This is a genomic window from Novosphingobium sp. PhB55 (assembly GCF_004368805.1).
GTDB lineage: Bacteria > Pseudomonadota > Alphaproteobacteria > Sphingomonadales > Sphingomonadaceae > Novosphingobium.
This window is the reverse complement of the sequence record NZ_SODQ01000011.1, coordinates 1-25,823: the sequence shown is the minus strand read 5'-3', so window position 1 is coordinate 25,823 and position 25,823 is coordinate 1. Positions and strand designations below refer to the sequence as shown.

Here is a 25,823-nt window from a genome sequence, read left to right as displayed (position 1 = left end):
GACATGACCAGCCTCACTCTCGAAGCGCCGCGTTCGGTGCCCTCCTTCCGCCACCGGCTGATGCCGCTGCTCATCCTGGCGCTCGCCATGGCCGGCGGCTTCACGATGATGGGTTCTTTCAGCATGGTGCAGGAAGGCGCCAAGGCGGAAATGGGGCTGAGCGACTATGCCTTGGGCCTTGTTCAGGGCGTTTCGGCAGCGGTGCCGCTGGTGGTCTTCTCGATCCCGATCGGCATTCTCGTCGACCGCCGCAACCGGGTTCGGCTGCTGCTTCTGCTGGGGCTGGTCTGGACCGCGGGCACGCTCTTGACCGCTTTCGCGCAGAACCTGCCGGTGCTGTTCCTGGCGCGGATGATGGCGGGCATCGGCACGACTGGCGCGCTGACGGCTGCGCTCTCACTGACCGCCGACCTCTGCGCGCCCGAGCAGCGGGGGCGGGCGATGCTGGTCGTGACCCTGGGCAAGTGCCTGGGCCAGGCAGGCGCTTTCGCGCTGGCGGGATGGCTGCTGGGCGCCATGATCCACGCGCCGCTTCCCTTCATGCACGGCCTCTCCCCATGGCGCGGAACCCATGTCCTGCTGGCCGCGATCAGCGTGTGCCTGATCCTGCCGCTGCTCGCCTTGCGGGAACCCGAGCGGCACGAAGTGGAGGCGAGCATCCATGCGCCGTTCGCGGTTGTCGTCCACGAACTCTGGGCCAGGCGGGCGTTCCTGATCCCGTTGTTCATCGGACAAGTGAGCGTGGTCATGGCCGATGCGGCCGCCAGCATCTGGGCCTCGCCGGTCTTGTCGCGCAGCTATGGCCAGGCGCCTGAGGCCTTCGCCGGATGGATGGGCGCGCTGATCTTTTCGGCCGGGCTGGTGGGATCGATCCTCGGCGGGCTTGCGGCGGATCTTGGCCAGAAGACCGGGCGCCGCGGCGGTTTGCTGATCGGCGCGGTTCTGGCGGCCGCGGCAGGCGTACCGGCCGCACTGTTTCCCATTGCCCCGAGCGTGCCGCTGTTCGCCGCTGCGGTAGGCCTGCTGATGTTCTGCGGTACGGTCACCGGGCTGATAACTTCCGTGGCTCTCACCGTGCTGATCCCCAACGAACTGCGCGGATTGTGCATCGGCGCCTTCATCGCCCTGGCCGGGCTGGTCGGCTTCGGTGTGGCACCTTCGCTGGTGGCCTGGGTCAGCGGCCTGCTCGGCGGCGAGGCGCACCTGGGGCAGGGGCTGGCGATCGTCGGCGCTGTCGTAGGAGCCGTCTCGGTCCTGGCGTTCCTCCAGGCCATGCGCCGGGCGCCGCTTTCCGCGACCTTGGAACCTATCTGATAGCTCTTGCAGAAGCTGTCAGATAGGTTATTCTGCCAGGAGGAGAGGAGGGGCGATGGAAAACGAATCCCCAATGGCTGCGATCGAAGTGTCGCCGGAAATGGTCAGTCTGGTTGGAGCAGGCCCCGTGCCGCCGCTCGATACGCTTTCGCCCCCAGCCGCGCCGGTCGCTTTCGTGGTGACGTTTGGCTCTGCGGGCATAGCAGCGACCTTGCGCTACCTGGCCGCCCCCGATTGCCCGTCTCTGGACGCCGAGCGGCAGGAGCGGGTGATCCTGCTGGTAGCACGCGCCGCTTGCGAGCGGATCCTGGGCGCGGCCTCGCTGCCCGCCGACGGTGCGCTCCATCACCTCCCGGCAGACTTGCGGGCCATAGCCCTGGCCATTCGCGATTGCGACCTGCCGGAAATGGCGCGCACGCCTTATCGTCTGGCCAAGAGCATCGAACTGCTTTGCGATATCCTGCGCGCGCAAGGGCAGGGCGATCTCGTGCCCGTCAGCCAGGACCGCGTGATTTCCAGCGCCGATACCCGCCGGCTACTGGCCGCGCGCCGCATCATCGAGGAACGCTGGGCGGAAAAGTTGACGCTCGACATGATCGCCCGGGCAGCCGGTCTCAACCGCGCCAAGCTCACCCGCGGTTTCCGCGAGATGTTCGATTGCAGCGTGGCCGACGCCCTTGCCGATCAACGGCTGCGCCGGGCGGGGCAGATGCTGCTTTCCACCGATCTGCCGGTCTCTTCCATCGGCTATCGCTGCGGCTATCTCAACAATGCCAGTTTCACCCGCGCCTTCGCCCGCAAGTTCGGGCAGGCGCCCACTTACTACCGGGCAGGGAGGCTGGCCGCGTGACGACACGGACGCTGGAAGGGCGAATGGCGGAGGGCGGCGGCTCGCTGGTGGAGCAGGCGGTCCAGGCTGTGCGCGGTCATATCCGTTCGAACGACCTCAAGGTGGGCGATACCCTGCCGGGAGAGGGTCAGTTCGCTGCCGATCTCGGTGTCAGTCGCGCCGTCATGCGCGAGGCTTTCGGCGCATTGGCCGCTCTGCGCCTGATCGACGTGGGCAATGGCCGACGTCCCCGTGTCGGTGCGATCGACGGCTCCGTGATCGGCACCTCGCTCGACCATGCCGTGGCCACATCGCAGATCAGCGTGGCCGAAGTATGGGACGTGCGCCGCACCGTCGAAGTCCGCATCGCCGCGCTGGCGGCCGAGAAGCGCAGCGACCTTCAGGCCGAGCAGATCCTCGCTCTCTCGGAATCCATGGCCCGCGCCGATGGCAACATGGCACAGATCACGGCCTTCGATACTGCCTTCCACCAGGTGATTGCGGCCGCCTCGGGCAATTTCCTGTTCAGCCAGATCGTCCGCTCTTTCGAGCCGCAGATGGAGTTCGCCGTGCCGCGCGCCTGGGATACCCGGCGGACCGAGGAGGAGAAGGCGGCGATCCTCAGTCTCCACCGCCGCATCGCCCAGGCCATTGCCGACCGTGATCCGGACGCGGCGGCTGCGGCCATGACCGCCCATTTCGACGCATCGATCGGCGATCAGCTGCTGAACGGATAGGGCCGGGCTATCCGCTCCGTTTAGCCGTGCCATTCCGAGGCGAGCAGGCCAAAGATCAGCGAATCGCGAATGCCGATGTGAGTGTGCCATTCGCCGCGCAGATGGCCTTCCAGCCGGAAGCCCAGGCTTTCCAGCAGGGCAATCGAACCGCGATTGTCGGGGTCGGTATCGGCGAAGACGCGCCGCTGGCCCTCCGCGAAAAGCTGCCCGATCACGGCGGCGACGGCCTCGCGGCCGATCCCGCGGCCCTGCGCCTCGCGCGAGAGGAGATAGCCGATCTCGCTGACACCTTGCCGCTTGCTCCCGACCGAGACGAAGCCGATGGCATGGCGGCTTCTAGTTTCCAGGATCGCCCAGGTTCGCCACGATCCGGTTTTCTCCAACCCGAAATCCTCGCGCAGTTCGCGCGGGTCGGCAAAAGGCGCTCGGGACCACCATGTCATGATCCCCGGATCGGACATCGCCGGGAACAGGGCTTCGGCATCGTCAGGCGTCCGCCCGCGCAAGGTCAGCCGCTCGGTGACGATGACGGGCAGTGCCTGGTTCTCGCTCACCGCTTGATCTTTCGATGTCATCCTGTCGTCCCCCGCCTGGCCGGATGCGTTACCTTATCACCGTTCGGGTCGATCTCGTCATTCGGCGCTTTCCGTCTCCAGCAGGCGTTTGAGCGCCTTGAGATCCTTCGTCACCGTGGCGGCGTCGGCAAAGAAGTCCTCGTCGGACATGCTGGGCTGTCGAAACAGAAGGAAGACAACTTCGGTCCCCTCGCCATTGGCGACGAGGCGCAGGGGTATGTAGATTTCCGGCTTGCCGGGCAAGGATACCCAGTGATCGAGCACGCCGAACGCATTGGGCGGGCTGAACCGCACGGTGGCTGTACCCGCGGGCGTTTCGGCCAGCCAGCGCTCGCCGTCCCGGTGGAGCGAGGATGACATGCCGGAGGCCCATTCCGGAAAGTTTTCAGGCAGGGATGCGAAGGCATAGGCCGCATCGAACGGGCAATCGATCGTGCGTGTAATGGCGCGCGCGTCAAGGATCGTCATGGTCGGCTCCAACGGGGCATCGATGTTCCCGAGATAGTCCGCGAGATAGGTATTGCCTGCGCCTTTCGCTTGCCGCCGAAAAGGCAGCCGTGCCGGAAATCCGACGGATCGAACAGTCCGCGCACGTCATGTGTTCACATTTTGTTCGCGCAGTGCTAGGCCCTCGATATGCCGGATGCTGCGGACAGGAAGATCATTCACGTCGACATGGACGCATTCTTTGCGTCGGTCGAGCAGCGGGACGATCCTGCACTGCGGGGAAAGCCCGTGGCGGTCGGCCATGCTGCTGCGCGGGGCGTGGTGGCGGCGGCCAGTTATGAGGCGCGCAAGTTCGGCGTGCGCTCTGCGCTGCCATCGGTCACGGCGCTGCGCCGCTGCCCGGGCTTGCTGTTCGTGCCGCCGCGTTTCGACGTCTACAAGGCCGTGTCGCGGCAGATCCACGCGATCTTTTCGGACTATACCGATCTCGTCCAGCCGCTCTCGCTCGATGAGGCTTATCTCGACGTCACCGCCAATCGCCGCGGCCTTCCCACCGCGTGGAAGACCGCAAAGGAGATCCGGGCGCGCATCCTGGAGGAAACCGGGCTGACCGCTTCGGCGGGCATTTCCTACAACAAGTTTCTCGCCAAGCTGGCGTCGGACCAGCGCAAGCCGAACGGGCAGTTCGCCGTGACGCCCGACATGGGGGCGGACTGGGTGGAGACGCTGCCGGTGAAGCGCTTTCACGGCGTGGGGCCGGTCACGGCGGCCAAGATGGAGCGCCTGGGCATCGAAACGGGCGCTGACTTGCGCGGCAAGTCGCTGGAATTCCTGCAGCGGCATTTCGGAAGCTCGGCCGAATGGTACTTCCGCATCGCGCGGGGCATCGACGAGCGGCCGGTCAATCCGGATCGTGAGCGCAAGTCCTCCGGCTCGGAAACCACGTTCGACCGCGATCTCACGCTCGACGCCGAGATCGAGGCCGGTGTGCTCGTTCAGGCTGACGATGTCTGGGCCTGGTGCGAGCTGACGCAGGCCTTCGGGCGCACGGTGACGGTCAAGGTCAAGTACGGCGATTTCCAGCTCATCACGCGCAGCCGCACCCAGCCCGTCGTCGTCCGCCGCCATGAAGACTTGCGCGAGGCGAGTCTCGCGCTGATCCGCTCCGTCCTCCCCACCGACAAGGGCATACGGCTCGTGGGCGTTACCGTGTCGAACTTCGACAAGCCCGAGGAAGAGGAAGCGGCCTTGCCACTGTTCGGCGCCCGCTGACCGCTATGCCGACAGGCTTCAGCCCAGGCTCGGATCGATCAGGAACTTCTCGCCCGTCGCCTTTCGCTCGTAGATGCGCAGCACGTCGGGATCGAGCGCCTGGGCCAGGCCGATGACGCGGGAATAATGGCTGGCGAACGTCGTATCGAGTTCCGCCACCACGCGGCTGCGCAGCTTCATCGCCACTTCGGGACCGGCTTTCTGGAGGAAGGGGAAGAGCAGCCAGCCCGAGACGCCCCACTGGAACCCGAAGGCAAGGCGGTTCAGCACCGTGGGGGAGGGGTCCAGGGCGCCGTAGATATAGAGCTGCTTGAACTCCATGGAGCCGTAACGGCTATATTCCGTCATCCGCTTCAACGAAGCCCGTTCCATGGCCTGGAGGATCGTGCCGGGAAGCGTGCCGCCGCCGATGGCATCGAAAGCGACGGTGGCGCCGGTCTGCTCGACGGTCTCGGCCAGCCGGGCGCCGAAATCCTCGTCCTGGCTGTTGACGATGTGCTCGGCGCCGATCTTGCGCAGAATGTCGGCCTGCTGCTCGGAGCGGACGATATTGACCAGGGGGATGCCGTCGTCGAGGCAGATCTTCTGCAGCATCTGCCCCAGGTTAGAGGCCGCTGCGGTATGAACGATGGCCTTGTGCCCTTCGCGCCGGGCCGTTTCGACGAAGCCTAGGGCCGTCAGCGGGTTGACGAACATCGAGGCGCCCTGGGCCGAAGTCGCGCCATCGGGCAGGGGGATCACGTCGCTGGCCTTGATGCGGCGATAGTCGGCGAACATGCCGCCGCCGATCATGCCGACCCGCTTGCCCTTCAGCGCCGCCGCGTCGCCGCCCGCTGCCACGACGATGCCGGCCCCTTCGTTGCCAACGGACATCGACTGCCCAAGCCGGCCGGATACGGCGGACATGCGGCTCTCCGGAATGGCGAAACGCAGACGCGGGCGATCGCCTTCGAGCTTTTCCATGGTGGAGACATCCGCCGGGCCGAGGAGCAGGCCGAGATCGCTCGGATTGATCGGTGCGGCCTCCACGCGCACGACGATCTCGTCGTCGGCCGGCTCGTCGATGCGAACGTCCTCAAGCGACAGGGTGAGCCTGCCGTCCTCGATCGTCGATCTCAGTTCGCGTCCAGTGAGGTCCATGATCTTCTCCGGTTGGCGGCCGAGGGGGCCGAAGCTGGCAGGGCGCTCTACAGCGCGGCACGTCCGGGCCAACTTAGTCGGCCCCGCCTGCTGTGCAAGGCATCCGGTCGCCCGAGGCGGTCATGAGAGCCGCGTGGGCGGCGGCCGGCATGGCCAGGGATCGGATCGTCGCCCGAAGGTTGCCAAGGATTGCGGGAAGCCGCATGTCAGGGACTAGCGAGCACGCCCGATCCGTGAAGCTGGAGACACGTCCTGGAAACCATAGGCAGAGATCTTCGCGAGATGCAGCGGGTGCCCCTGGCAGCCTCTCACGTCGCCGCCCTTCGCGATGCCGGATCCGAGGTGGAATATGCCGCGGGCACGCTCATCGTCGATACGGGCGATCCGGTCGACCGGTTCGTCTATGTCGAGGAAGGGGAGATCGAGGTCGTGAACCCTTTCACCCGGGAGCGGCACGTTCCATCGACGCTCGGGCCGACGCAGTTCATGGGGGAGATGTCTTTCCTGGACGGCGGCAGCTGGTCCCTGCCGATGCGGACGGTCAGCGACACGAAGGTCATCGAAGTGCCGAGGCCGGTGATGTTGCGGCTCATGTCGGAAATTCCGGAAATGTCCGACATCATCATCACCGTGCTCGCCGCGCGGCGGCGGCGGCAGCTCGATGCCGGTGACGGGATGCTGGTGCTGATCGGGGAGGACGAAGACGCGTCCATCCGCCGGATCGCCGAATTCGCGAGCCGCAATCGCTTTCCTTACACCAGCTACGCGCTGGGCAGCGAGGATGCCCGGCTCGTCGCCACAAGCTGCTCCGTTTCGGAAGACACCCCCGCCGTCATTTTCGGGCGCAACAATGTCGTGGCGGACCCCACGCCGGACAAAGTGGCGCGCCTGCTGGGCCTCAACCGGGAACTGGTGGACGACGAGGAATTCGATGTCGTCATCGTCGGCGGCGGGCCTGCCGGCGTTGCGGCCGGTGTCTATGCCGGAGCCGAAGGCCTGCGGGCACTGGTGGTGGAAGATACGGCCATCGGCGGTCAGGCCGGAACCTCCAGCCGCATCGAGAACTACATGGGCTTTCCCACCGGCATTTCCGGCGCCGATCTCGTGTGGCGCGGCGAGGTTCAGGCGATGAAGTTCGGGACGCGCTTCGCCATGCCGCGGCGTGTGGTGAAGCTGGACCGGCTGGAGGACAAGCAGTTCTGCGCCACGTTCGACAACGGCCAGCGGGTGCGGGCCGGAGCCGTCGTCGTCGCCACGGGTGTCCAGTACCGCCGCCTGCCCATCGATGGCCTGGCGGAACTGGAGGGCAAGGGCGTCTACTACGCTGCCACCGAAAACGAGGCGCGTTTCTGCCGGAATGCACCGACCGTGGTGATCGGCGGCGGCAACTCGGCGGGGCAGGCGGCGATGTTCCTCAGCCGGTCCTCGGCCCATGTGAACGTGGTGGTGCGGGGCGGCACGCTGGCGGCATCCATGTCCAACTACCTGTCCAGTCGGCTCCAGGCCGACCCCGCGGTCTCGATCGACTACCAATGCGAAGTCGTGGCGGTTCACGGGGATGGGAAGCTGGAATCCGTGACCATCCGCGACGCGCAGGGCACGCGCGAGCATCCCGCTTGCGCGCTGTTCATCATGGTCGGCGCCGCGCCGAACACAGAGTGGCTGGCGGACCTCATCACTCTCGACAGCTGCGGTTTCGTGCAGACGGGCGAGAGCGTTGGCGGAAGCTCGCCTTACGCCACCTCCTGTCCGGGCATCTTTGCGGTAGGCGACGTTCGGGCGAGATCGGTGAAGCGCGTCGCATCCTCGGTAGGGGAGGGGTCCGTGGTCATTTCCAGCGTGTGGAACCACATTCGGACGTGAGCGGGAGCCTGCGTCGGTATCGGCTGTCGCGGCCGGGCCTCAGATCGAAGTCATGCGCTCCATGGCCTCTTCCAGCCCATCGACGCGGTTTGCGCCGGTGAAGGCCTGCAAGGGGAGCGGCGGCCTGCCCGCCGGCAGTCCCAGCACTTCGGCTATCCCGTAGATGAGCCTCAGGCTACCATGCTGCTGGAACAGGGACCACATCGGCGCGAAGGCCGCTTGCAGGCGGGCGGTTTCGGCCTGGTCGCCATTGCGGGCGGCCCGCGCCAGTCGAAGCGCGGGGGCGGGGAGGATCCCGGCAATCACGCTGTGCCAGGCATCCGCACCAGCCAGGAAAGCCGGCGCGGCGCACCAGTCTCCGCTGTAACCGATCCGAAAATCCTCCGGCGCCGAGGCGCGAAGCTCGGCGATCTCGCCTGCGTAGTCCCCGCTTTCCAGTGGCGGCATTTTCACGGCGGCGATCCCGTCGACGTGAGACAGCGCGGCGATCAGCCCGTGGGAGAAGGTGAAATTGGTCGTGCCCGGATTGTTGTAGATGCAAAGCGGCAGGGCGGTGCTGCCCGCGGCGGCCTTGAAATGATCCGCCACTTCCCGTTCGGTCAGCTTGGCATAAGACATGGGCGCCAGCAGCAGCCCGCTTGCTCCGGCCCGTTCGGCTGCGGCGGCCAGTTCGCAGGTCCAGGAGGTGCGCAAGGCGCCCACGCCGACTACGACAGGCACACGGCCACCGGCTGCCTCCACCGCTGCGACGGCGGCGCGGTTTCTCTGGTCGCGGTCGAGATAGGCATAAGTGCCTGTGCTGCCCAGCACGCCGATGGAATCGACGCCCGCACCCGCCAGCCGGTCCACCAGCAAGCCCAGAGCATCGGTATCGACGATACCGTTTTCGTCGGCCGGGGTGAGCGGAAAGGCGGAGAGGCCGGTGAAGATCGTCATGGGCAGCGGTCCATCAGCAAACATCGAAGGGGGGAGTTCTAGGACGGAGCCAGCCGGGGGAGCAACGCCTGGCGCAAGGCCGGATTTCGAAAAGCAGGGGATCATTCTGAGGGCCGCGGCGGTGTCGGCCGACCTTCGCTTGCGCTATCCCCTAGCCGATCTCGAACGGAACATCGAACACATGACCGATCATCTCCATGTCATCACCGGCGGTCCTGGCTCGGGCAAGACCAGCCTGATCCAGGCCCTGGCCGCCGAAGGGTTCCGACACATGCCGGAGGCGGGCAGAGCCATTATCCAGGACCAGGTCGATATCGGCGGCGAAGCTCTCCCCTGGGCGGATCGTGCGGCTTTCGCGGCATTGATGCTCAACTGGGAAATGCGCTCCCACCGTGAAGCTGCAGCCAGTCACGGCACCGTGCTCTTCGATCGCGGCATCCCCGACGTGATCGGCTACCTCAGACTTTGCGGCTTGCCCGTTCCGGCGCCCGCAATGCGCGCGGCCGAACTGCGGCGATATGCCCCCAAAGTCTTCGTGGCCCCGCCATGGCCCGCGATTTTCCGGCAGGACGAGGAACGCAAGCAGACGTTGGCCGAGGCCGAGGCGACCTTTCATGTCATGGTGGAGACCTACTCGGCGCTGGGCTATGCTCTTGTAACGCTGCCCCTGTCATCGATTGCTGAGCGTGTGAAGTTCGTTCTGGGGCATATTGCCTAGGCCCGTTTCTTCTCAGGCTGTTCAGGCGAGCGGGATGCCCAGTCCTTCCAGTTCACGCTCCGCCCAGAACAGGCGACCAGTATACTCCCATGGATTTTCGCAGGCCGCGAAGTAGACCATCATGCGCGCAGGCACCGTCATGGGCACGGCCACACGGTCATCAAGCCCGCGCTCCTTGACGCGGATGGCGACCAGTTCGGTGGCGACAAGGCCCGGATGAAGGCCGATAATGGCGATGTTGCGGGCGTGCAGCTCGGGCGCCATGGCGTTGCCGAAGCGGTCGAGCGCGCGCTTGCTGGAATAGTATCCCGGTACGGCCAGGCTGAAGCCGCCGACGGCGCCCAGCTTGGGCAGCTCTTCCGGCTGACGAAAGACTTCGCCGCTGCCCGTGGACAAGTTGATGATGCGTCCGCCGCCGCGGGCTTCCATGATCGGAACCACCAGCTGCGTCAGCGTGAAGGGCGCATGGACGTTGACCGCGAACTGGTAGAGCCATTCCTCGCGCGTGAGGTCGAGAAAGGGCTTGCCCCAGATGTCGCCGGTGGTGGCAGCGGCATTGTTGACCAATATGTCGACGCCGTCGAAGCGCGCCATGGCCGCATCGATCAGCGCGCGCAGATCGGCCTCTTCGGCAAGGTCCGTCGCGACCGCGATAGCCTCGCCGCCGGCGGCCTCGATGGCCGCGAGCGTCTCGCCGATCGTGCCGGGCAGCGAGGCATCCGTTTCAACGGTCCTTGCGGCGAGCACGACCCTGGCGCCGCGCCGCGCGAAGTCGAGCGCCGCCTGCTTGCCCATCCCCCGGCTGGCACCGGTTATGACCACCACTTTGCCCGCGATGTCGAGTTCGCGCTGACGCACGGCCGGGATCGACGGATATTCCGCCCCGACGGCGCTTTGGGCGAAAGCGACGTTCTCGGAAACCTTGCTCATGGACATCTCCCGCTATTCCAATAATGGAATGCCACTGGATAATGCTGGAATGATGTGGCAGGGTGCTACCCAAGTCAACGCCGCCTTGGCGATGGTTGGAGCCGTCTCATTGTCCGATCCGTCGAACCCCACCACGCGCGTCATGGATGTCCTCAAATTCCTGGGCGCCCATCCGACCGAGCGTTTCACCCTGGCAGAGATCGCCCGGCACGTCGGGCTCAGCAATGGATCGGCGCATCGCCTGCTGACGACGATGGCCGCTGGGCAGTTTCTCTCGCGCCATGAGAAGCACCGGACCTATTCGCTTGGTCTATCGCTCGTCGCCATCGGCCAGGCCGCCATTGCCGGCCACCAGGGCATCGAGATCGCGCGGCGAGAGCTGGCGCGGCTCGCGGCCGAGCTGGATATGCAATGCAGCGCGAATTGCCTTGCGGATGAAGAGATCGTGGTGCTGGTCAAGGAAGGCAGGCCTCAATCCCACCTTGGACTCACGCGCGTGGGAGAACGGCGCCCGCTCATGCCTCCGGTCGGGCTGTGCCACGTCGCCTGGGGCGACCAGACGCTGATCGACGGCTACATTGGCAAGGCTCGGCCTTTCATGGCGGCTTCCGTGCTCGATCATTTGCGTGATGCGTTGCCGCTGATCCGTGCGCGCGGCTATGCCGTCTGCGCGAATGGCCCGGGCGCCGCGGCCAGCCGCCAGGTCTTGGTGACGGCCAGCGATCAGGTCCGCGACGAGGCCTATTGGACGCGAGTGCACGAACTGATCGGGCAGCTCTCGGCGGACGAGATCCAGCTGGTCGACCTCGCGCGGGCGGAGGGGGCAGGCGTCAGCTACATAGCTGCCCCGGTGTTCTCGCCGGAGGCAACGGTGGCATTCCAGCTGGTGGTGACGGGGCTGCCGACCGACCTTGACCCGCGCAGAATCGAAGCCTGCGCGCAGCGGTTATGCGCGGCGGCGGCAGTGGTGACCGCCGAGATGCACGGGCGGCATCCCGCGGGTTGAATTGGGAGCGGCCTGCATTTTGCGGCCGGCGCATCGGGGCTGGCGGTCAGGTCCCGCTGCTGCAATGTCGCTTCGCGGGCAATAGGCACCAAGCGCCGGTGCGTCTGGCACCGGCGCCCGGATCCGTGCTTACATCTTCACCGAAACGCGCAAGTAGCCGAACTGGCCGGGCACGTCATAGGTGGTGGGATCGTAGTTCGGGCCCGTGCAAGTGTTGCACGGCGGCGGATCGGTGTTGAACACGTTGACCACGCCCAGCGTGAAGGTGAAGGCGCTGTCCATGAAGCTGGGCGTATAGCCAAGCTGGACGTCGCCGTAGAACCGGCTGTTCATCTTGTGGCCGTCGCTCTCGGTCACGCTGTCGATGTAGCGGCCGGTGAACGAGGCATCGATGCCGGCGATGGACCACGAGAGGATGCCGGTGCCCTTGAACTTGGGATAGGACTGATCCGGGAAACCGCGCGTGGTGCCCTTGTAGCTGATCGTGGCCGAACCGTCCGCCGTGGGGAACGTCTCGGTATACTTGAGCAGTCGGTTGGCGTTGAACGACAGGCCGAACGTGCCCGCGCCGGTATCGGGCGAGGTGTAGTTCAGGCTGACGTCGATACCCTGCGTGCGAATGCTGCCGATGTTCTGCAGCAGGCCGACCACGCGCGAGATGATGCCGCTGGGCGTGCGCACCACATTGGCGCAGGCGCTGGGATCGCCCAGTTCGGCGCAGCGCGACAGGGTGACTTGCGGGTTGATGGCCGAAATCGCGTCGCTCACCTTGATGTCGTAGTAATTGACTTCGAGGCTGAGATTGCGGGCAATGCCGCCGCGCGCCCAGGACGGGCTATAGACACCGCCGAAGAGCAGGGTCTTGCTGGTTTCCGGCTTGAGCTGGTCGTTGCCGCCGGTCAGCGTGCCGATCTGGCCGCCCTGCGGCTCCTGATAGCTGCCGCTGGCGGGAACGCCGTTGGCGATGCAGTTCGTGCGCACCGTGGCGGAACTTTGCCACAGCGATCCGGCGACGTTGGTGCAGGGGTCGTCGATCGGGGCGTCGGCGCGGGACTGGGCGCCGAACAGTTCGCCGATCGCCGGAGCGCGGAACCCTTCGGCATAGCTGGCGCGCAGCAGCAGGTCGGAGACCGGCTTCCACAGGCCGGTCGCGGTGAACGTCGTGCTCGATCCGCTGGTCGAGTAATTGGCGTGGCGTACCGCGCCGTCGGCTTCCAGCAGCTGGAAGAACGGGGTGTCCTTCAGGATCGGCACGCGCAATTCGCCGTAGAACTCATCCGAATTGTAGCTGCCTGCCGCGGCCTGCGCGGGAATGTCTGCGCCGAGCCCCGCCTGGATGATCGGATCGGGCGTGAACGAGCCGAACTGGTAGCGGTGCTCATAGCCGACCGCGATGCCGACCGGGCCCGCAGGCAAGTCGAACAGGTCACCGGTGAGGTTGGCGGTATAGTCCTGCATGCGCTGGCTGGACCTGTCTCGCTCGGTGAACGAGATGTAGTCGAGCATGGCCTGCGTGATCGAGCCTTCGCCGCCGAAGATGTTCAGCGGCACGCAGGCTCCGGTGCAGTCCGCCAATGGGCCCAGTGCCTGCGCCACCCGCGCGGCGTTGACGTTGCCGGTGAAGATCTGCTTGGCGTCGTTCCAGCCGAAGGCGGCGTTGACATCCCAGTAGAACTTGCGCGAACCCACATGGAAGCTGCCATCCAGCCCGGCATTGGCGGTCATCGTGTCGACGCGCTGCGTGTAAGTGCGCTGCCCGGCTTCGACCAGGCGGCGGGCGACGAAACCGTAAGTTGCCGGTTCCCCGTTCGCGCCCGAATTCAGCGTGATGCCGAAGGGGTTGTAAGGGTTGCTCACATCGACCGAGACGGTGTCGAGCAAGTTGCCGTTGCCCGCATCAGGCCCGATGAACAGCGGCAGGAAGGCGGCCTGGTTCTGCGAATTGCGATGGTTGTAGACCATCTTGGCACGGAAGGTGATGTTGGAGGTGAGTTCCTGCTTGGCGCTGACCCAGAAGCCATAGCGCTCCTGCGGCGTCAGGAAGTAGTTGTAGGGAGAGAAGTTGAAGCGGTCGGCATCGGTGAAGGCGCGGAAATCGCCGCCTGCAAGCGTCGGATCGTAGACGCCCTGGGTGGTGAGCGGAGGGTTGCGCGGCGTGATGCTGCCCCCTGCCGGTAGCGATGGATTACCCTCGTTGAAAACGATGCGCCCGTTCACGGCTGCCGACGAACAGCCGCCGCGCGGATCCAGGCACGAAGTCTGGCCGGGGTTGGGGAACTGCGAGATCGAACGGTCCGCCGTGCTGACCTTGTCCTGCTTCACGTAGCTGGCGCCGAACACGACCGAAGTGGTCGGGCCCTTCACCCCGTAGCTGACGTTGTAATCCTGCGTATGCCCGTCACCCTGCCGATAGGTGCCGAACTGGCCCGAGGCGCGCAGCCCTTCCTGCTCGGACTTGGTGATGATGTTGACGACACCGGCGATCGCGTCCGATCCGTAGAGCGGCGACTGCCCCGATTGCAGCACTTCGATCCGCTCGATCTGGCTGGCGGGAATGGTGTTGAGGTCGACCGTGGAGGGGATGCCGCTGGCCGCCGTGGCGTTCACGTAGCGCATGCCGTCCACCAGCACGAGCGTGCGTTTGGCCAGGAGATAGCGCAAGTCGATTTCGCTGGTGCCGGCACCCACGCCGCCGCCGTCCTGCGGGTTGCCGATATTGCCCGAATTGTTGGCCTTGGTATTGAGGCCGCCCGCCGCGCTCGGCAGGCGTTGCAGCACATCTGCGACGGAGGAAAGGCCCGTCTTGGCTATGTCCTCGTTACTGACCGTGACGACGGGACTGGGATTGTCGAGCGGGTTCTGTCGAATGCGCGAACCGGTCACTATAATAGCGTCAGTCGAAGCGGGATCATCTTGTGCGAAGGCGGTGGCAGGAAGTACAAAGGCCATTACGGCCATGCTGCAATGCAAATGAAAACGCATGGAATTCATTATTTCACCCTTTCGTAAGTCGCCTGAACTCGGGTGAAATGAAAGCTCTCTTGCCTGCCTCCGCACTGCAACAAGAATTCTTGAAAGTGCCACATTTTTGAAACAAAAGCGCAACATCGTGACAAAAACGCAACGTTCGCCAAGAGGATACATGCGGCGTGATGCCTGACGACAATTCTCTGGGACACCGGGAAATGCGGCAGTCCGACGGTCGATCCGGCTCCGGGTTGGTATCGGCATGACCCAGTGGATCGGCTGGCTGCGGCGCCTTCCCGGGACGCCCTCTGCGCTCATATCGGTACTGGCGACGGAAGGGGCAGCACCCTGCGGGGCAGGGACGCGCATGCTTGTGACCACCGGCGACCAACTCGGCAGCATCGGTGGGGGAGAGCTTGAACGCCTGGTGCTGGAAAAGGCACGCACCTTGCTGACGCTGCCGCCTGGCAACTGGCGGGTGGAGGACTATCCTCTCGGTCGGCGGCTCGATGCGTGCTGCGGCGGGCGGATGCGGGTACTCATCGAGCATCTGGATCCGGGCGATCTCGACTGGCTGCATGATGCGGAGCCCTGGCACATGCTGGTGACGACACTGGAGAAAACTCGGGTTGAACGCGCGGTATTCCGGCGTGAAACGGCCACGCGGCAGTCGGCGCGCGGCGAGCTGCCCGGCGCCGGGACGCGCATGGTGGAGCCGCTGGGAAGGCGGCCGAGGCCGTTCTACCTGTTCGGTGCGGGGCACATCGGCAGGGCGATCGCCCGGCACACGATCGGCCTGCCGCTGCAACTCGCCTGGTTCGACACGAGACCGGAATCGGCCGAAATTGACGGGGTCACGGTGATCTCTGAGGAGCAGATCGCAAAATGCCTCGAAGAGGCGCCGGACGATGCGGCTGTCGCCATCCTCACGCATGACCACTCGCTCGACTACGGTCTGGCCCTTGCCGCCCTGACGCGAACGCCCCTGGCCTTCGTCGGGCTGATCGGATCGTCAACCAAGATCGCACGCGTCAGGGCGCGTCTTCTGGCAGAGGGGGTGAGCGAAGATGCCTTGGCACGCCTCACCGCACCGATCGGGCTTCCCGGTGTGACCGGTAGCGAACCGGATGTCATCGCCATTGCCGTACTGGCCCAGGTGCTTCAACTGAACGCCTAGCAGTTCTTCTTTCGGCTATGCCTGAACTTGACTGAAGCGCCCTTCGTCGAAGATCGGTGTTGACTGGACCTGAGCGCCCAGCCGCCGGTGCCATGCCATCGCGGCTTCGCCCGCGGTATTTCGCAGGTCCTGCAACGGTTCGCCGCCATGCCCGGACTGGAACAGCCGGCGCAGCATGCCGCCGACATCGTGCAGGGCGATTTCGGCCTCGACGCTGGCAAGCCCCGCGCCGCGGCGCGCCTGTTCGATTTCGGCAACCGGCTCGTTCCGGCGCACGGCCTCGAAATAGCGGCGATTGGCGTCGATGCCTTCGTCGATGCGGTTCTTAAGAGAAGCGCCGAAATCGGGCCACAAGGTGAATACGGCGATCAGCGCCGTCACGCTGCCGATCACGTTGTCGAGCATGCGGGATGAGGCGATGCCCGCGCCGGGCTGGAGCATTTCGGCGACGATCACGAAAAGCATGGTGAGGAAGATGACGAAGATGGTGTAGTTCACCGAACGCACGGCGATCGCCGCGCCCGCCAGGATGACCGCCAGCATGACGAGGACTGGTGAAGCGCTGCTCACCGTCACCAACAGCCATGCGAGCATCCCGCCCAGCACGCTGCCCAGGATGCGCTCAAGGCAGCGCGCCCATGTCACCCGGGCGCCGCCCTGCAATACCACGACAAGCGCCATGGCCGCCCAATAGGGATAGCCCAGCTGGAAGACGATGGCCGACAGATAGACGACGACCAATCCTACCGATTGCCGCACGGCCTGGCGCAGGGCGACCGGGGACGTTCCGTGGAGGGGACGTGCCTGCCCAGCCTTGCCCTGTAGATGGGTTCCGGATTGGCGACAGGCCAATCCTTCCAGCGCGCTCTCGAATGCTCGCAGGCAGCCGATGAACAGGTCATCGGTGAGTTGGCCCTGAAGGCGCCGCAGCCGGCCTGCGGCCCAATCGAGCGGGTCGTGCCGACGTCCGCGGGAGCGGGAAGAGAGGGTCCAGGCCAGCAGGGTCGTCTTGCAGGCATGGGCGACGGCGGCGCGCTCCTCGATCCGTCCGGCCCTGATGATGCAGGCCTGGTCCAGCGCGATCAAGGCGCCGAACAGCGTCTCGCAGGCTTCGCAGTCCTGCTCGAACGGGGCGGTGGCGGAAGGGTCTTCGCCATAGCGTTCCAGCATGCTGCGGAAACGCTCGATGGCCAGCCTTACTGCGCGTCGGTGTTCCGCATGTTCGCGGTGCCAGCGATCGTCGCGGTGCTGCGCGTCTCCGAGCTGCACAAGGCTTTCGGCCATATCGAGCAGGCGCACGACGACGGCGTCCGATGCGCGGGAAAGCGGCAGGGCGGCGTCGATCCGCCATATCGCATTGATCAGCAGATAGGCCCAGACCGCGCCACCGAGGAAGGCGGCGGCTTGTACCGCGGCCTGCGCCGGTGGATGCGGGAAACCGACGGCCACCACGCCGACGACCGCGAGCAGCGTACCGAGCAGTCCACCGAACCGGATACGTGCCGACCACAGGACCGCACAGAAAACGATGGTCGGCCCCGCGATCATGCCTGCCATGGGCGCGAACGAGGCGATCCATGAACCGGCGAAGGAAATGACGGTGCCGCAGCCCACGAAGATAGCCAGCAGGCGGCGGCGCTGGGTGTCCGGTCCGGGACTGTCGCAAAGGCACGTCCAGAACGCCGCGAAGACGGCCCACCCCAACCCGGCGCGCCCGGTCGTCACGGCAAGAACGAGGGGGAGCGCGACGGCGACGGCAGCACGCAGGCCCTCGACATGGTTGAAGAGCTCTGGGAGCAGGCCGAAGGAGCGCAGCTCGAGACGTCGCGCGGCTCTTCGGACGATCGTCCTGGTATGGGGCCGAGGCCGGCGAGGATCAGGCTTGTCGGTCATCACGCTCCGCCCAGCCTGCCCACTTCGGTCACCCGCATCAATTGCGATTTAAGCACGCCCCATCGAAGGCCGCGCAATGCGGATGTCTTCCGGCAGGGCAGGGGCCGGGGAGGCCGGTTCGCCCTTCCACTGCGTGATCACCGTGGCGATGGGTGGAAGCTCGGCTTATCTTTTGGAACTGGGGCGCACCACGCTGGTCGGTACGCTTGGCTATAGTCATCTCGAAGCGGACGAGCGCCTGTTTCTCTATCCTGAACGGCGCATCGAGCATCGATACAGCGCGAGCATTGCCGCGACCTTGCGCGCGCTTCACCTGGGCAGTTTCGCGCCGCTGGTCCGTCTCAAGTGGGAGCGCAATCGCTCCACCATCGAAATCTACGACTATCGCCGCGTCGTCGCCGAGTTCGGCGTCACGTCAGCTTTCTGAAAAGGGCGCTTACCACCTGAAGCCTTCCCGCATGAGCGACCAGGCTTTGAGCAAAGCCATTCTAAGACAAACACCCAAACCGCCCATCCCAAGGCTCGATTTTCACTCGTACTGGGATCAGAAACCTGGTGATCCAGGGAAATAGAACGAAGTATTGGGCGCGTTATGCGGCTTTAAGCAGGATATCTATCACGCTCTGCGGCGCCGTCAGCATGAGATCATGACCCGTGTCGAGCGACAATACCGTTTCCGCTTGCAGCCAGCGGTGGCGTAGCGCTTCGGGCCGATTAGCCAATGACGTTGGGCAGTTTACGATCGTCCGGGGAATTTGAGCGAGGCGGGCCGGATCGTTCAGGATCAGCTTGTCGGTAACGGTTTTCCAAGGATGCGGCGTAAGGCGTTCCAAGGCCCAATCCTTGAGCGGACAAGTGCCGAGCCCGTATATCTCCCCCGCTGCCGCGTCGGGCCAAAGTCCCAGTTCAACGCCATCGACCATGCGTGTGGTCCCGGCCAATAGCAACAGGCCGGGCGATACATCGATCAGCGCTTCACCATCTTGAGGGATCGCTGCGTCGAGGTAGACGAGCCGCTCTATCCGATGCGCTTCGCGATCTGCGGCGCCGGTGACGACCATGCCGCCGTAGCTGTGGCCGACCAGAACAACGTCATGCAGGTCTTCGAACTTGAGCAAAGCGGCAATGTCAGTGATATGAGTCCCGAGACCCAGCTCCGGGGACAGCAGATGGCTCCGGTCCGCCAATCCGGTGAGTGTCGGCGCAAAAACCTCGTGGCCGGCGTTCTGTAGCGCGCGCCTCACCAGAGCCCAGCACCATCCGCCGTGGCCGCCGCCGTGCACGAGGACGAAGGTCGTCATGTGCTGGCTGCGCCATTCGCGAGGATATGTGCGCCTGATACCCAGCTTGCCTCCGGTGAGGCGAGAAACGCCACCACCGCTGCGACTTCGCTCGCTGTGCCGATACGTCCGAATGGGGAGGCTTGCTCAAAAAAGGCACGGGTTTCCTGCGGTGCTCGGTCCATCATGCCCGGAGCCGTGGCGCCGGGAATGACCGTGTTGACCGTCACACCTCGCCGGCCAAGCTCCTTGGCCCAACTTTCAGTGAAGCTCTTGATAGCCACTTTCGTCGCCGAATAGATGCCTGCGCCCGCCATCGGAAATTCACCGAGGCTGGAGGAGAGGTTTATGATGCGCCCGCCGTCGCGCAGCCGGCTCGCCGCTTCCGCGGCAATGTAGAGCGGGCCGCGCAAGTTGACGCCGAGCATCCATTCGAGCTGCTCCTCGTCGAGATCGGCAAGACTCCCGCCACCGCTGACGCCCGCGCTGTTCACCACGATGTCGAGGCGGTCAAAGTGCTGGTCTATCGCACCGAAAAGCTGCTCGACTTCGCTCCGCTTGCTGATGTCGGCGCGCACGCGGATTGCCTCGCCCCCGGCTGCAACGATCTCATCCACCGTCGCAGCAGCGCCGGCTTCGCTGCCGCTGAAATGGACGACGATGCTCGCGCCCGCGGCGGCAAGCCGAAGTGCGATCTGCTTTCCGATGCCCCGGCCTGCGCCAGTAACCAGGGCCACCTTCCCGGACAGAGGTATGCTCGTCATCAGCTTCTAACTTCGCTCGTCATTCTTCGATGGCCTGGCCCGACCAGGAGCCATCGCTCGCCATCGATGCCAGCAGTTGCCGCAACAACATCTCGATCCGCACCGAAGCATGGGTGAGTACGATCGATGGATTACGGGCGATGACCATTGTGCGGGCCAGTGCATGCGCGCCGACGCGAGCCGCGCTCAGCGCCCCGGAGGCGACCTTGTCACCAATCGCCGACCAGGGCAGTACGCTGCACATCGCGCCGCTTTCCAGCAGGGCCAGCGTGATTTCGAGCGAATCGACTTCCTGCCGCACGGGCAGATCGATGCCGTGGTGACTGCTTTCCCGATCGAGAAGTTGCCGCAAACCGTGCTGCATGCCGGGAAGGACCAACGGCAAGCGGGAAAGCGTCTCATAAGTGATCGAACTTTCATGGGGGGCGGCGCCATGGTGGATCCCGTGACGCGCCAGGATGTCCGGTTTGCCCACGGCGAACAACGTCTCTCGGCACAGCCGCCGGGTCGAAAGATGCCGCATGCTCTGGCTTTCGTAGAGTATCCCGAGATCGATCTTGCCAGTCTCCAGCCATCCCCGGATGGCGCCGCTATAGGCATCGACGATCCTCACGCTGGCAGCGGCCGATTGTTCGCCCAGCGCCGCGATCAGCGGGACGGCAGTCAGCCGGCCCATGGACGGCGGCATGGCGAGGACAACCTGGCCGCGAAGGTCTCCGCGTAAGTGCCGCCCGTCTGCAATAGCCTCATCAGCGGCTTGGAGAATGTGGCGCGCCCGTTCCCGGAAAATGTGGCCGGCCTCGGTAAGAACCACGCCCCGGGCAGACCGATCGAACAGACTGAAGCCCAGTTCGTCCTCAAGTCGCAGCAACTGCTGGCTGAGCGAAGGCTGGGCAATGCCCAGGGACTCCGCGGCCCGCGTGATCGAGCCGTATTCGGAGATCTTCAGAAAGGCCTTGAGATGGGCGGTTTCCATCCGGTTTGGCTACTCGGCAGCGATTTCAAGCGCGGCGCCCTGATCGGCCGGACGCATGTCGACGACCCAGCGAACAGATCGCCGCATCGGTTCGATGCCGTCGTGCGGGGAGCCCGGCGGCATGTGGTGAGAATTGGCGTAGACCGTCATCGGATCGCCGCCCGCAAGCGAAACGAGCCGCTGGATGCCGGCCAGCGCGAAGGCATCGAGGATGCGGGGCCGAATGCTCTCGGGATAGATGCCAACGGTCTGAGTGGTGTCGTCGCACCATTTCAGGACGTCCGTCAGGTTCTGGACCGGCACGAAATTGACCACGCGGTTGTTCAGCTTGTCGAAGAATTCGACCCGGTCGTTGAATTTGGAGACGACGAAGCCGCCGTTCAGCGTGTCGCCCTCGACATGGTAGAAATCGTCCTCAAGTGCGACGGCTGCCATCTCGGCTTCAAGCTCCCGGTTCGGCGCGGTGAACGGCACGGAAAGCAGCGGTGGCAACAGCTCATAGGCAGCGACCATACGTCGCCCGAGTTCGGCGACGCGCTCCAGCGAGGCGTCATCGGTGTCGCTTTCGACATAGACCAACCGCGTGTTCGCACAGGCAGTCTGGTTATAGAAGCCAGCCAGCGTGGCGAGACCTATCGCCGCCTCGTCCATGGCCGCTTCGCTGGCGAAAGTGTCGCGGCCGATCATCGACATCGAGTACTTCGGATTGAGCGCGGTGAGATCGATGCCCGGCTGGAGGAACTTCTGGATGTGGCGCACGGAACTCATACCGCCCCAGGTAGTGATCTTGTCGATCCGGCTCGTCCTGACGATCTGCGAGTCCATGATTTCGTCTCCGCCTTTCCAATAGGCGACCGCGATATGCTTCGTCACCGGATGATCGGGCGCCAGGTCGATCAGCGTGCGGGCGATGGCATTGGCCGTCAGTGGGTCGTTCGATGGCGATTTGATCAGTATGTCGGACTTGGTGAGGCCGGCGCGGGCGACGGTCATGGCCGCAACCACCGGCACGTTGCCGGCGGTGATGTGCAACTGACGGGTGCCGACCGCGCGAATGCTGACGTTACCGTAGGGGCCGCTGCCCGGAACCCACCCGTCGATATAATCGAGGCCGATCGTCTTATCGACGAGGCCGGTCATCATACCGCGCTCGAACATATGCGGGAGCGCGTCGTAAACGCCCCGCAGGATCGGTTCGGCAAGACCGCCCGCCTTCAGCGCAAGCGCGAAGCTTTGCTGCAGCAGTTCGTTGTCATCCAGTCGCAGGCGCTTGCCCAGCTCGACGAAGAGATCGATGATCTCGAGCATCGGCGTGTCGTGCAGATCGCGCAGTTTCGCCGTGTCGCCCAGCACGAGATCGTGGATGTGCTTGTGCGGGTCCGCCTGGCGGAAGTCGGCGCCACCGCGCCCCCTGAACTGCACGGCATCGTCTCCGGGCATTATGACCCTGCCGCGCGCTATGATCGGTATTTCGAGGATCGGCTCCATCATGCCTCTCCCGCCACGAATTCCATGAATTCGTTGTAAGCCGCCTGCGATCCGGCGCAGGTGATCTTGTCATCCCCGCCCTCGTTCTCGGCGAAGCGTCGGATCGCCTTAGAAGCGCGTGGTCCGCCCCAACCGCACGGGCAATCCTCCTCCCAGTGCATCGTCACTTCGTCGCCCGAGGTGAACCCGCCCCAGTAGGAGGTGGGAATGGGATCGACGAGTACCAGCCGGCCTTTCTGCACCCCCTCGCGCGGCAGCGCCTTGCCGGCCGCGTCCATCAGCAAGGGGATGGTGTAGGGCAGGAAATGGAAGTAGCCGTGATCGCAAAGCGGCGCATTGCCGATACATTCGGAGAAGCCGTACTGGTTGCCGAGGTGCTCTACCCCGAAGAAGGTCTTCACCTGGTCCTCCCAATCGGCGGGCGCGTCCTTGTAGCCCTTCATGCCGCCCCCGCCCTGTAGGATCGAGCCCGGCGCGAATTCACAAGTCATGCCCTTGTCGAGGCCCGCTCTGGCGACACGGTAGAGGTCGGCGAAGGTGCCACCGATCTTCACTCTCTGCCCGCGATAATCGCGAATGAGCTTGCCGAACCAGGCCTCCATGTCGCCTTCGCGGCTACGCCCCTGGACCAGCATCTGCTGACGCTGTTCAAGGAGGGCAGGGTCGAGGCCCAGGTTCATCACCTCGCCCTTGTCCTCCGCCGCTTGCAGGCGGCCGGAAAGGGCCATGAGATCGGCCGGAATATGGGTGTCGTAGAGCGTGTGGTAGAGCTCCTCGCCGCCTGCCATCTCGACATTGAACAGGCTCATCATCTTGAGCATCGTCTGATAGCCGCCGCGATAGCCGGGGAAGAACGTCGGCAGCTTGGTCGTCCAGGGGTTCACCCCGCTCGACGCGCGATTGACGCTAAAGAAGTGGTACTTCCATGGGCCGAGTTCATCGTAGGAACGGGGCACGAAAGACAGCTTGCCGGTGGTCCCGCTGGAATAAGTGACGAGCATGCCATAAGCTTCGAGCCTCCGCAGCCACTGCTCGATCGTGGTGACACCCGTGAGGTCCACACGAGTGAGGTCATGCGCGGTCAGCTTGTCGAGCCAACTGGTCAGCTTGGCGAAATCGCGGTTCTCGATGATCTGGATCGGATAGTTCTTGAGGACGCGGTGGTCGAAGCAGACCGGCAAGACGTCTTCCAGCTTATCGATGGCCTCCACGCCCTGGCGGTCAGCCAGCTTCTTGAGGGCCGGGATGCGGTTGCGCAGCTTTGCGAAATTGATCCGGACGGCTTCGAGTTGCAACGTCTCGCGTTCTTCGCGCGGGATCGCGTAAAGATCCTCGAAACGGCGATAAGTCCAGGCTCCCGGATTGTCCGGCAGGAGACTGATAGTCATGGCTGCATCCTCTCATCGATCTGTCGTCGGCAAGATAAATGCAGTCAATTCCGCATAGAAGGCGTCATTCCCGTATCGCGGCCATAGGAAAGTCCTATCGCTCGGCTTCTTTCGATATCCGCGATCGTCGCGATCGAGCGAAGCTCCTGAAGAAGGAACGATGACGATAGGTCAAGCGCAGAGGAAATCTGCTCTCGTCAAGCTGGCCGGACAGAAACTCTTGCACGGCCGCCAGACCGCTCGATGAGAGTGGAATGATTCGCGTTGGCCGCTCGTCCATACTCAACAGACGACGACGCGCGTGAACCTTACGATTTCGTCGCCCGCGTTCGTGTAGGAAAACGGCTGCGCGCTGCTGTAGATGGCGAAGTCCTGCGCATCGATGGTGACTGCCCCGTCAGCCTTGTCGATGCGAAGTCGTCCTGCAGATACGAAGATCATCTCGTGCCAGCCTGCCGGATCCGGTTCGGCAACATATCTTTCGCCAATCCCGAGTGACCAGGACCAAAGCTGAGCCGATGCTGCAGCAGGGACGCTGCCGAGGAGCACCGCCTTGCTGGCATCGTCACTTCCCCTCCAGGTCAATGCTTCAATTCGCTCGGCACTGACCTGCGGATCGGCAACCATCGCCACGAAGTCGACGCCGAGCGCCCAGGCCAGCCGATCCAGGCTGGACAGGCTGACATTGGTATCGCCCCCCTCCAGATTGACGATCATCCGGCGGCTTACGCCTGACGCCTCCGCGAGCGCCGCCTGGCTAAGGCCTGCCAATCGGCGGAGCCGCTTGAGATTATCCGAGACGTGGGAAAGTACATCGGAACGATCGGATTGACTGCGCAGTATATTGCTCATAGATGCGCAGTATGTTGCACAAATCCACCACGCACAAACCCTTTTTCAGCCGCGAAGAGGCTGCACTTATCGGGATCACCCTGATGTGGGGGGCGACGTTTCTCATCGTGCATCTGGCTGTTGGACACTCCGGCCCTTTGTTCTTCGTCGGTCTCCGCTTTGTCGTGGCAGGCCTGCTTACGATAGTTGTGTTCCGCCGCGCGCTCCGCGGCATCACGAAGAAGGAGCTGGTGGCCGGATCGGCTGTCGGCGTGACCATCTTCCTGGGCTACGGATTGCAGACATATGGTTTGCAATCGATCAGCAGCAGCACATCGGCTTTCCTGACGGCGCTCTATGTGCCGATGGTGCCACTCATCCAATGGCTGGTGGTGCGTCGACCGCCGCGCGCGCTGACATGGGCCGGCATCGCACTCGCATTCGTCGGTCTGGTCTTCCTTGCTGGCCCGGATGCATGGCAGCTCGGTCTCGGACGCGGCGAAATCGCCACGCTCCTCAGCGCCGCAGCGATCGCGGCTGAGATACTCCTGATTGGGCGGTTCGCGTCGGAAGTGGTCAGTTCCAGGATCACCGTCGTGCAGCTGCTCGTGGGCGGACTGCTCTCCTTCGCGACGATGCCCATTGCGGGCGAGGGCGTTCCGGCGTTCTCCTGGGTCTGGCTGGTCGCCGGTATCGGCTTGGGGATCGCAAGTGCTCTGATCCAGCTGACGATGAATTGGGCACAGAAATCCGTATCGCCCACGCGCGCCACGATCATCTACGCCAGCGAGCCTGTCTGGGCCGGCGTCATCGGCCGGATCGGGGGCGACAGGCTCGCCCCGCTGGCGATCCTCGGTGCCGCCTTCATCATTGCCGGTGTGATCGTCAGCGAACTCAAGCCGCGCCGAAGGAGCAATGGCGAACTGTTGGTCGAGTAAGAAGGGCGGAGAGTATCCAGTCGATCATGTCCTGTTTGCAATACTCACACCCAGAAGTTGCCGATCCGCTTGCCCGCACTCCCGGCAACAGGAGGCGCTCATGCGGCGCGAATGTCGCCGCTAACCCAATCATTGGCGCTCTGTTGCCACCCTCAGCCGGTCCTGACAGTGCCGCCATCGATAATGAACTCAGCGCCATGAATTGCAGCGGCACGATCTGATGCGAAGTAGGCGATAAGGTCGGTGGCCTCATGGGGTTTGACCTGCCCCCCGAAAGGTCCCTCATTCTGATGTAGAGTCTGCCCACGAGAAGGAGCAGACGCATGAGGAAGAGCCGTTTCACCGAGGCGCAGA

At 64.5% G+C, this 25,823-nt stretch carries 23 protein-coding genes and 1 pseudogene; 10 read left to right on the top strand and 14 right to left on the bottom strand.

Going from position 1 to position 25,823, the window contains the following annotated elements; genetic code table 11:
- The first annotated feature begins 3 nt into the window (after nucleotides 1-3).
- From EDF57_RS22955 to EDF57_RS22945, 3 genes are read left to right on the top strand one after another with little or no spacing between them, the layout of a single operon-like run.
- The gene (locus tag EDF57_RS22955) at nucleotides 4-1,314 is read left to right on the top strand and encodes an MFS transporter (protein WP_134096014.1); all 1,311 of its coding nucleotides are present in this window, start codon (nucleotides 4-6) and stop codon (nucleotides 1,312-1,314) included.
- A gap of 55 nt (nucleotides 1,315-1,369) precedes the next feature.
- The gene (locus EDF57_RS22950; RefSeq protein WP_243841247.1) at nucleotides 1,370-2,164 is read left to right on the top strand and encodes an AraC family transcriptional regulator; all 795 of its coding nucleotides are present in this window, start codon (nucleotides 1,370-1,372) and stop codon (nucleotides 2,162-2,164) included.
- Nucleotides 2,161-2,880 (top strand): FCD domain-containing protein, encoded by a 720-nt coding sequence (locus EDF57_RS22945; RefSeq protein WP_243654196.1) that lies wholly within the window; start codon nucleotides 2,161-2,163, stop codon nucleotides 2,878-2,880. The genes EDF57_RS22950 and EDF57_RS22945 overlap by 4 nt, the downstream gene beginning before the upstream one ends.
- Before the next feature lie 20 nt (nucleotides 2,881-2,900).
- Here the strand turns inward: EDF57_RS22945 and EDF57_RS22940 are convergent, their stop codons facing one another.
- The gene (locus tag EDF57_RS22940; RefSeq protein ID WP_134096013.1) at nucleotides 2,901-3,455 is read right to left on the bottom strand and encodes a GNAT family protein; all 555 of its coding nucleotides are present in this window, start codon (nucleotides 3,453-3,455) and stop codon (nucleotides 2,901-2,903) included.
- Between the two features lie 57 nt (nucleotides 3,456-3,512).
- Nucleotides 3,513-3,923, bottom strand: a complete 411-nt coding sequence (locus tag EDF57_RS22935; protein WP_134096012.1) for an SRPBCC family protein — start codon at nucleotides 3,921-3,923, stop codon at nucleotides 3,513-3,515.
- A 168-nt stretch (nucleotides 3,924-4,091) separates the two neighbouring features.
- Between EDF57_RS22935 and dinB the strand changes: the two genes are divergently transcribed.
- Nucleotides 4,092-5,174, top strand: coding sequence for a DNA polymerase IV (dinB, locus tag EDF57_RS22930; protein ID WP_134096011.1), 1,083 nt, complete (start codon nucleotides 4,092-4,094; stop codon nucleotides 5,172-5,174).
- Between the two features lie 18 nt (nucleotides 5,175-5,192).
- Here dinB and EDF57_RS22925 read toward each other — a convergent pair whose 3' ends face one another.
- Complete coding sequence (locus tag EDF57_RS22925) at nucleotides 5,193-6,314, bottom strand: zinc-binding dehydrogenase (protein WP_134096010.1); 1,122 nt, start codon at nucleotides 6,312-6,314, stop codon at nucleotides 5,193-5,195.
- A gap of 252 nt (nucleotides 6,315-6,566) precedes the next feature.
- On the opposite strand from EDF57_RS22925, the gene EDF57_RS22920 reads away from it, so the two are divergent.
- Nucleotides 6,567-8,177, top strand: a complete 1,611-nt coding sequence (locus tag EDF57_RS22920; RefSeq protein WP_134096009.1) for a cyclic nucleotide-binding domain-containing thioredoxin-disulfide reductase — start codon at nucleotides 6,567-6,569, stop codon at nucleotides 8,175-8,177.
- Nucleotides 8,178-8,216: 39 nt separating this feature from the next.
- Here the strand turns inward: EDF57_RS22920 and EDF57_RS22915 are convergent, their stop codons facing one another.
- Complete coding sequence (locus EDF57_RS22915; protein WP_134096008.1) at nucleotides 8,217-9,113, bottom strand: dihydrodipicolinate synthase family protein; 897 nt, start codon at nucleotides 9,111-9,113, stop codon at nucleotides 8,217-8,219.
- A 181-nt stretch (nucleotides 9,114-9,294) separates the two neighbouring features.
- Between EDF57_RS22915 and EDF57_RS22910 the strand changes: the two genes are divergently transcribed.
- The gene (locus EDF57_RS22910) at nucleotides 9,295-9,831 is read left to right on the top strand and encodes an AAA family ATPase (RefSeq protein ID WP_134096099.1); all 537 of its coding nucleotides are present in this window, start codon (nucleotides 9,295-9,297) and stop codon (nucleotides 9,829-9,831) included.
- A gap of 21 nt (nucleotides 9,832-9,852) precedes the next feature.
- Here EDF57_RS22910 and EDF57_RS22905 read toward each other — a convergent pair whose 3' ends face one another.
- A complete protein-coding gene (locus EDF57_RS22905) occupies nucleotides 9,853-10,761 on the bottom strand; it encodes an SDR family NAD(P)-dependent oxidoreductase (protein ID WP_134096007.1) in 909 nt (302 codons plus the stop codon).
- Here EDF57_RS22905 and EDF57_RS22900 point away from each other — a divergent pair.
- Complete coding sequence (locus EDF57_RS22900; protein WP_134096006.1) at nucleotides 10,760-11,767, top strand: helix-turn-helix domain-containing protein; 1,008 nt, start codon at nucleotides 10,760-10,762, stop codon at nucleotides 11,765-11,767. The two genes, EDF57_RS22905 and EDF57_RS22900, sit on opposite strands and share 2 nt — an antisense overlap.
- A 129-nt stretch (nucleotides 11,768-11,896) precedes the next feature.
- On the opposite strand, the gene EDF57_RS22895 is transcribed toward EDF57_RS22900, so the two are convergent.
- Nucleotides 11,897-14,650 (bottom strand): TonB-dependent receptor, encoded by a 2,754-nt coding sequence (locus EDF57_RS22895; protein ID WP_347876966.1) that lies wholly within the window; start codon nucleotides 14,648-14,650, stop codon nucleotides 11,897-11,899.
- Nucleotides 14,651-14,996: 346 nt separating this feature from the next.
- On the opposite strand from EDF57_RS22895, the gene xdhC reads away from it, so the two are divergent.
- Entirely contained in the window at nucleotides 14,997-15,911 is a 915-nt protein-coding gene (gene xdhC, locus EDF57_RS22890; protein ID WP_134096004.1) for a xanthine dehydrogenase accessory protein XdhC, read from the top strand.
- A gap of 15 nt (nucleotides 15,912-15,926) precedes the next feature.
- Here the strand turns inward: xdhC and EDF57_RS22885 are convergent, their stop codons facing one another.
- A complete protein-coding gene (locus EDF57_RS22885; RefSeq protein WP_134096003.1) occupies nucleotides 15,927-17,804 on the bottom strand; it encodes an FUSC family protein in 1,878 nt (625 codons plus the stop codon).
- Between the two features lie 76 nt (nucleotides 17,805-17,880).
- On the opposite strand from EDF57_RS22885, the gene EDF57_RS22880 reads away from it, so the two are divergent.
- Nucleotides 17,881-18,231, top strand: a complete 351-nt coding sequence (locus tag EDF57_RS22880; RefSeq protein WP_243841244.1) for a hypothetical protein — start codon at nucleotides 17,881-17,883, stop codon at nucleotides 18,229-18,231.
- A gap of 163 nt (nucleotides 18,232-18,394) precedes the next feature.
- Here the strand turns inward: EDF57_RS22880 and EDF57_RS22875 are convergent, their stop codons facing one another.
- The 6 genes from EDF57_RS22875 to EDF57_RS22850 all read right to left on the bottom strand — a co-directional run bounded on the left by EDF57_RS22875 (nucleotide 18,395) and on the right by EDF57_RS22850 (nucleotide 24,552).
- Nucleotides 18,395-19,105, bottom strand: coding sequence for an alpha/beta fold hydrolase (locus EDF57_RS22875; RefSeq protein WP_134096002.1), 711 nt, complete (start codon nucleotides 19,103-19,105; stop codon nucleotides 18,395-18,397).
- Nucleotides 19,102-19,848, bottom strand: a complete 747-nt coding sequence (locus tag EDF57_RS22870) for an SDR family oxidoreductase (protein WP_134096001.1) — start codon at nucleotides 19,846-19,848, stop codon at nucleotides 19,102-19,104. Before EDF57_RS22870 ends, EDF57_RS22875 begins: the two co-directional genes overlap by 4 nt.
- A gap of 19 nt (nucleotides 19,849-19,867) precedes the next feature.
- A complete protein-coding gene (locus EDF57_RS22865; protein WP_134096000.1) occupies nucleotides 19,868-20,824 on the bottom strand; it encodes a LysR family transcriptional regulator in 957 nt (318 codons plus the stop codon).
- A gap of 9 nt (nucleotides 20,825-20,833) precedes the next feature.
- On the bottom strand, nucleotides 20,834-22,312 hold the full coding sequence (locus tag EDF57_RS22860; RefSeq protein ID WP_166675366.1) for an acyl-CoA reductase: 1,479 nt from the start codon (nucleotides 22,310-22,312) through the stop codon (nucleotides 20,834-20,836).
- Nucleotides 22,312-23,700: a hypothetical protein gene (locus tag EDF57_RS22855; RefSeq protein WP_134095998.1), complete on the bottom strand. Its 1,389-nt coding sequence runs from the start codon at nucleotides 23,698-23,700 to the stop codon at nucleotides 22,312-22,314. The genes EDF57_RS22860 and EDF57_RS22855 overlap by 1 nt, the downstream gene beginning before the upstream one ends.
- Before the next feature lie 282 nt (nucleotides 23,701-23,982).
- A complete protein-coding gene (locus EDF57_RS22850) occupies nucleotides 23,983-24,552 on the bottom strand; it encodes an XRE family transcriptional regulator (protein WP_134095997.1) in 570 nt (189 codons plus the stop codon).
- An 11-nt stretch (nucleotides 24,553-24,563) separates the two neighbouring features.
- On the opposite strand from EDF57_RS22850, the gene EDF57_RS22845 reads away from it, so the two are divergent.
- Nucleotides 24,564-25,469, top strand: coding sequence for a DMT family transporter (locus tag EDF57_RS22845; protein ID WP_134095996.1), 906 nt, complete (start codon nucleotides 24,564-24,566; stop codon nucleotides 25,467-25,469).
- Between the two features lie 152 nt (nucleotides 25,470-25,621).
- On the opposite strand, the pseudogene EDF57_RS26100 reads toward EDF57_RS22845, so the two are convergent.
- Nucleotides 25,622-25,823 (bottom strand): annotated as a pseudogene (locus EDF57_RS26100) (SDR family oxidoreductase); the annotation flags it as partial.

Coding starts and splice junctions, on each gene's coding strand:
- EDF57_RS22955 (WP_134096014.1), top strand. CDS start 4: ATGACCAGCCTCACTCTCGAAGCGCCGCGTTCGGTGCCCTCCTTCCGC.
- EDF57_RS22950 (WP_243841247.1), top strand. CDS start 1,370: ATGGAAAACGAATCCCCAATGGCTGCGATCGAAGTGTCGCCGGAAATG.
- EDF57_RS22940 (WP_134096013.1), bottom strand. CDS start 3,455: ATGACATCGAAAGATCAAGCGGTGAGCGAGAACCAGGCACTGCCCGTC.
- EDF57_RS22935 (WP_134096012.1), bottom strand. CDS start 3,923: ATGACGATCCTTGACGCGCGCGCCATTACACGCACGATCGATTGCCCG.
- dinB (WP_134096011.1), top strand. CDS start 4,092: ATGCCGGATGCTGCGGACAGGAAGATCATTCACGTCGACATGGACGCA.
- EDF57_RS22925 (WP_134096010.1), bottom strand. CDS start 6,314: ATGGACCTCACTGGACGCGAACTGAGATCGACGATCGAGGACGGCAGG.
- EDF57_RS22915 (WP_134096008.1), bottom strand. CDS start 9,113: ATGACGATCTTCACCGGCCTCTCCGCCTTTCCGCTCACCCCGGCCGAC.
- EDF57_RS22910 (WP_134096099.1), top strand. CDS start 9,295: ATGACCGATCATCTCCATGTCATCACCGGCGGTCCTGGCTCGGGCAAG.
- EDF57_RS22900 (WP_134096006.1), top strand. CDS start 10,760: ATGGACATCTCCCGCTATTCCAATAATGGAATGCCACTGGATAATGCT.
- EDF57_RS22905 (WP_134096007.1), bottom strand. CDS start 10,761: ATGAGCAAGGTTTCCGAGAACGTCGCTTTCGCCCAAAGCGCCGTCGGG.
- xdhC (WP_134096004.1), top strand. CDS start 14,997: ATGACCCAGTGGATCGGCTGGCTGCGGCGCCTTCCCGGGACGCCCTCT.
- EDF57_RS22885 (WP_134096003.1), bottom strand. CDS start 17,804: ATGACCGACAAGCCTGATCCTCGCCGGCCTCGGCCCCATACCAGGACG.
- EDF57_RS22880 (WP_243841244.1), top strand. CDS start 17,881: ATGCGGATGTCTTCCGGCAGGGCAGGGGCCGGGGAGGCCGGTTCGCCC.
- EDF57_RS22875 (WP_134096002.1), bottom strand. CDS start 19,105: ATGACGACCTTCGTCCTCGTGCACGGCGGCGGCCACGGCGGATGGTGC.
- EDF57_RS22870 (WP_134096001.1), bottom strand. CDS start 19,848: ATGACGAGCATACCTCTGTCCGGGAAGGTGGCCCTGGTTACTGGCGCA.
- EDF57_RS22865 (WP_134096000.1), bottom strand. CDS start 20,824: ATGGAAACCGCCCATCTCAAGGCCTTTCTGAAGATCTCCGAATACGGC.
- EDF57_RS22860 (WP_166675366.1), bottom strand. CDS start 22,312: ATGGAGCCGATCCTCGAAATACCGATCATAGCGCGCGGCAGGGTCATA.
- EDF57_RS22855 (WP_134095998.1), bottom strand. CDS start 23,700: ATGACTATCAGTCTCCTGCCGGACAATCCGGGAGCCTGGACTTATCGC.
- EDF57_RS22850 (WP_134095997.1), bottom strand. CDS start 24,552: ATGAGCAATATACTGCGCAGTCAATCCGATCGTTCCGATGTACTTTCC.
- EDF57_RS22845 (WP_134095996.1), top strand. CDS start 24,564: ATGTTGCACAAATCCACCACGCACAAACCCTTTTTCAGCCGCGAAGAG.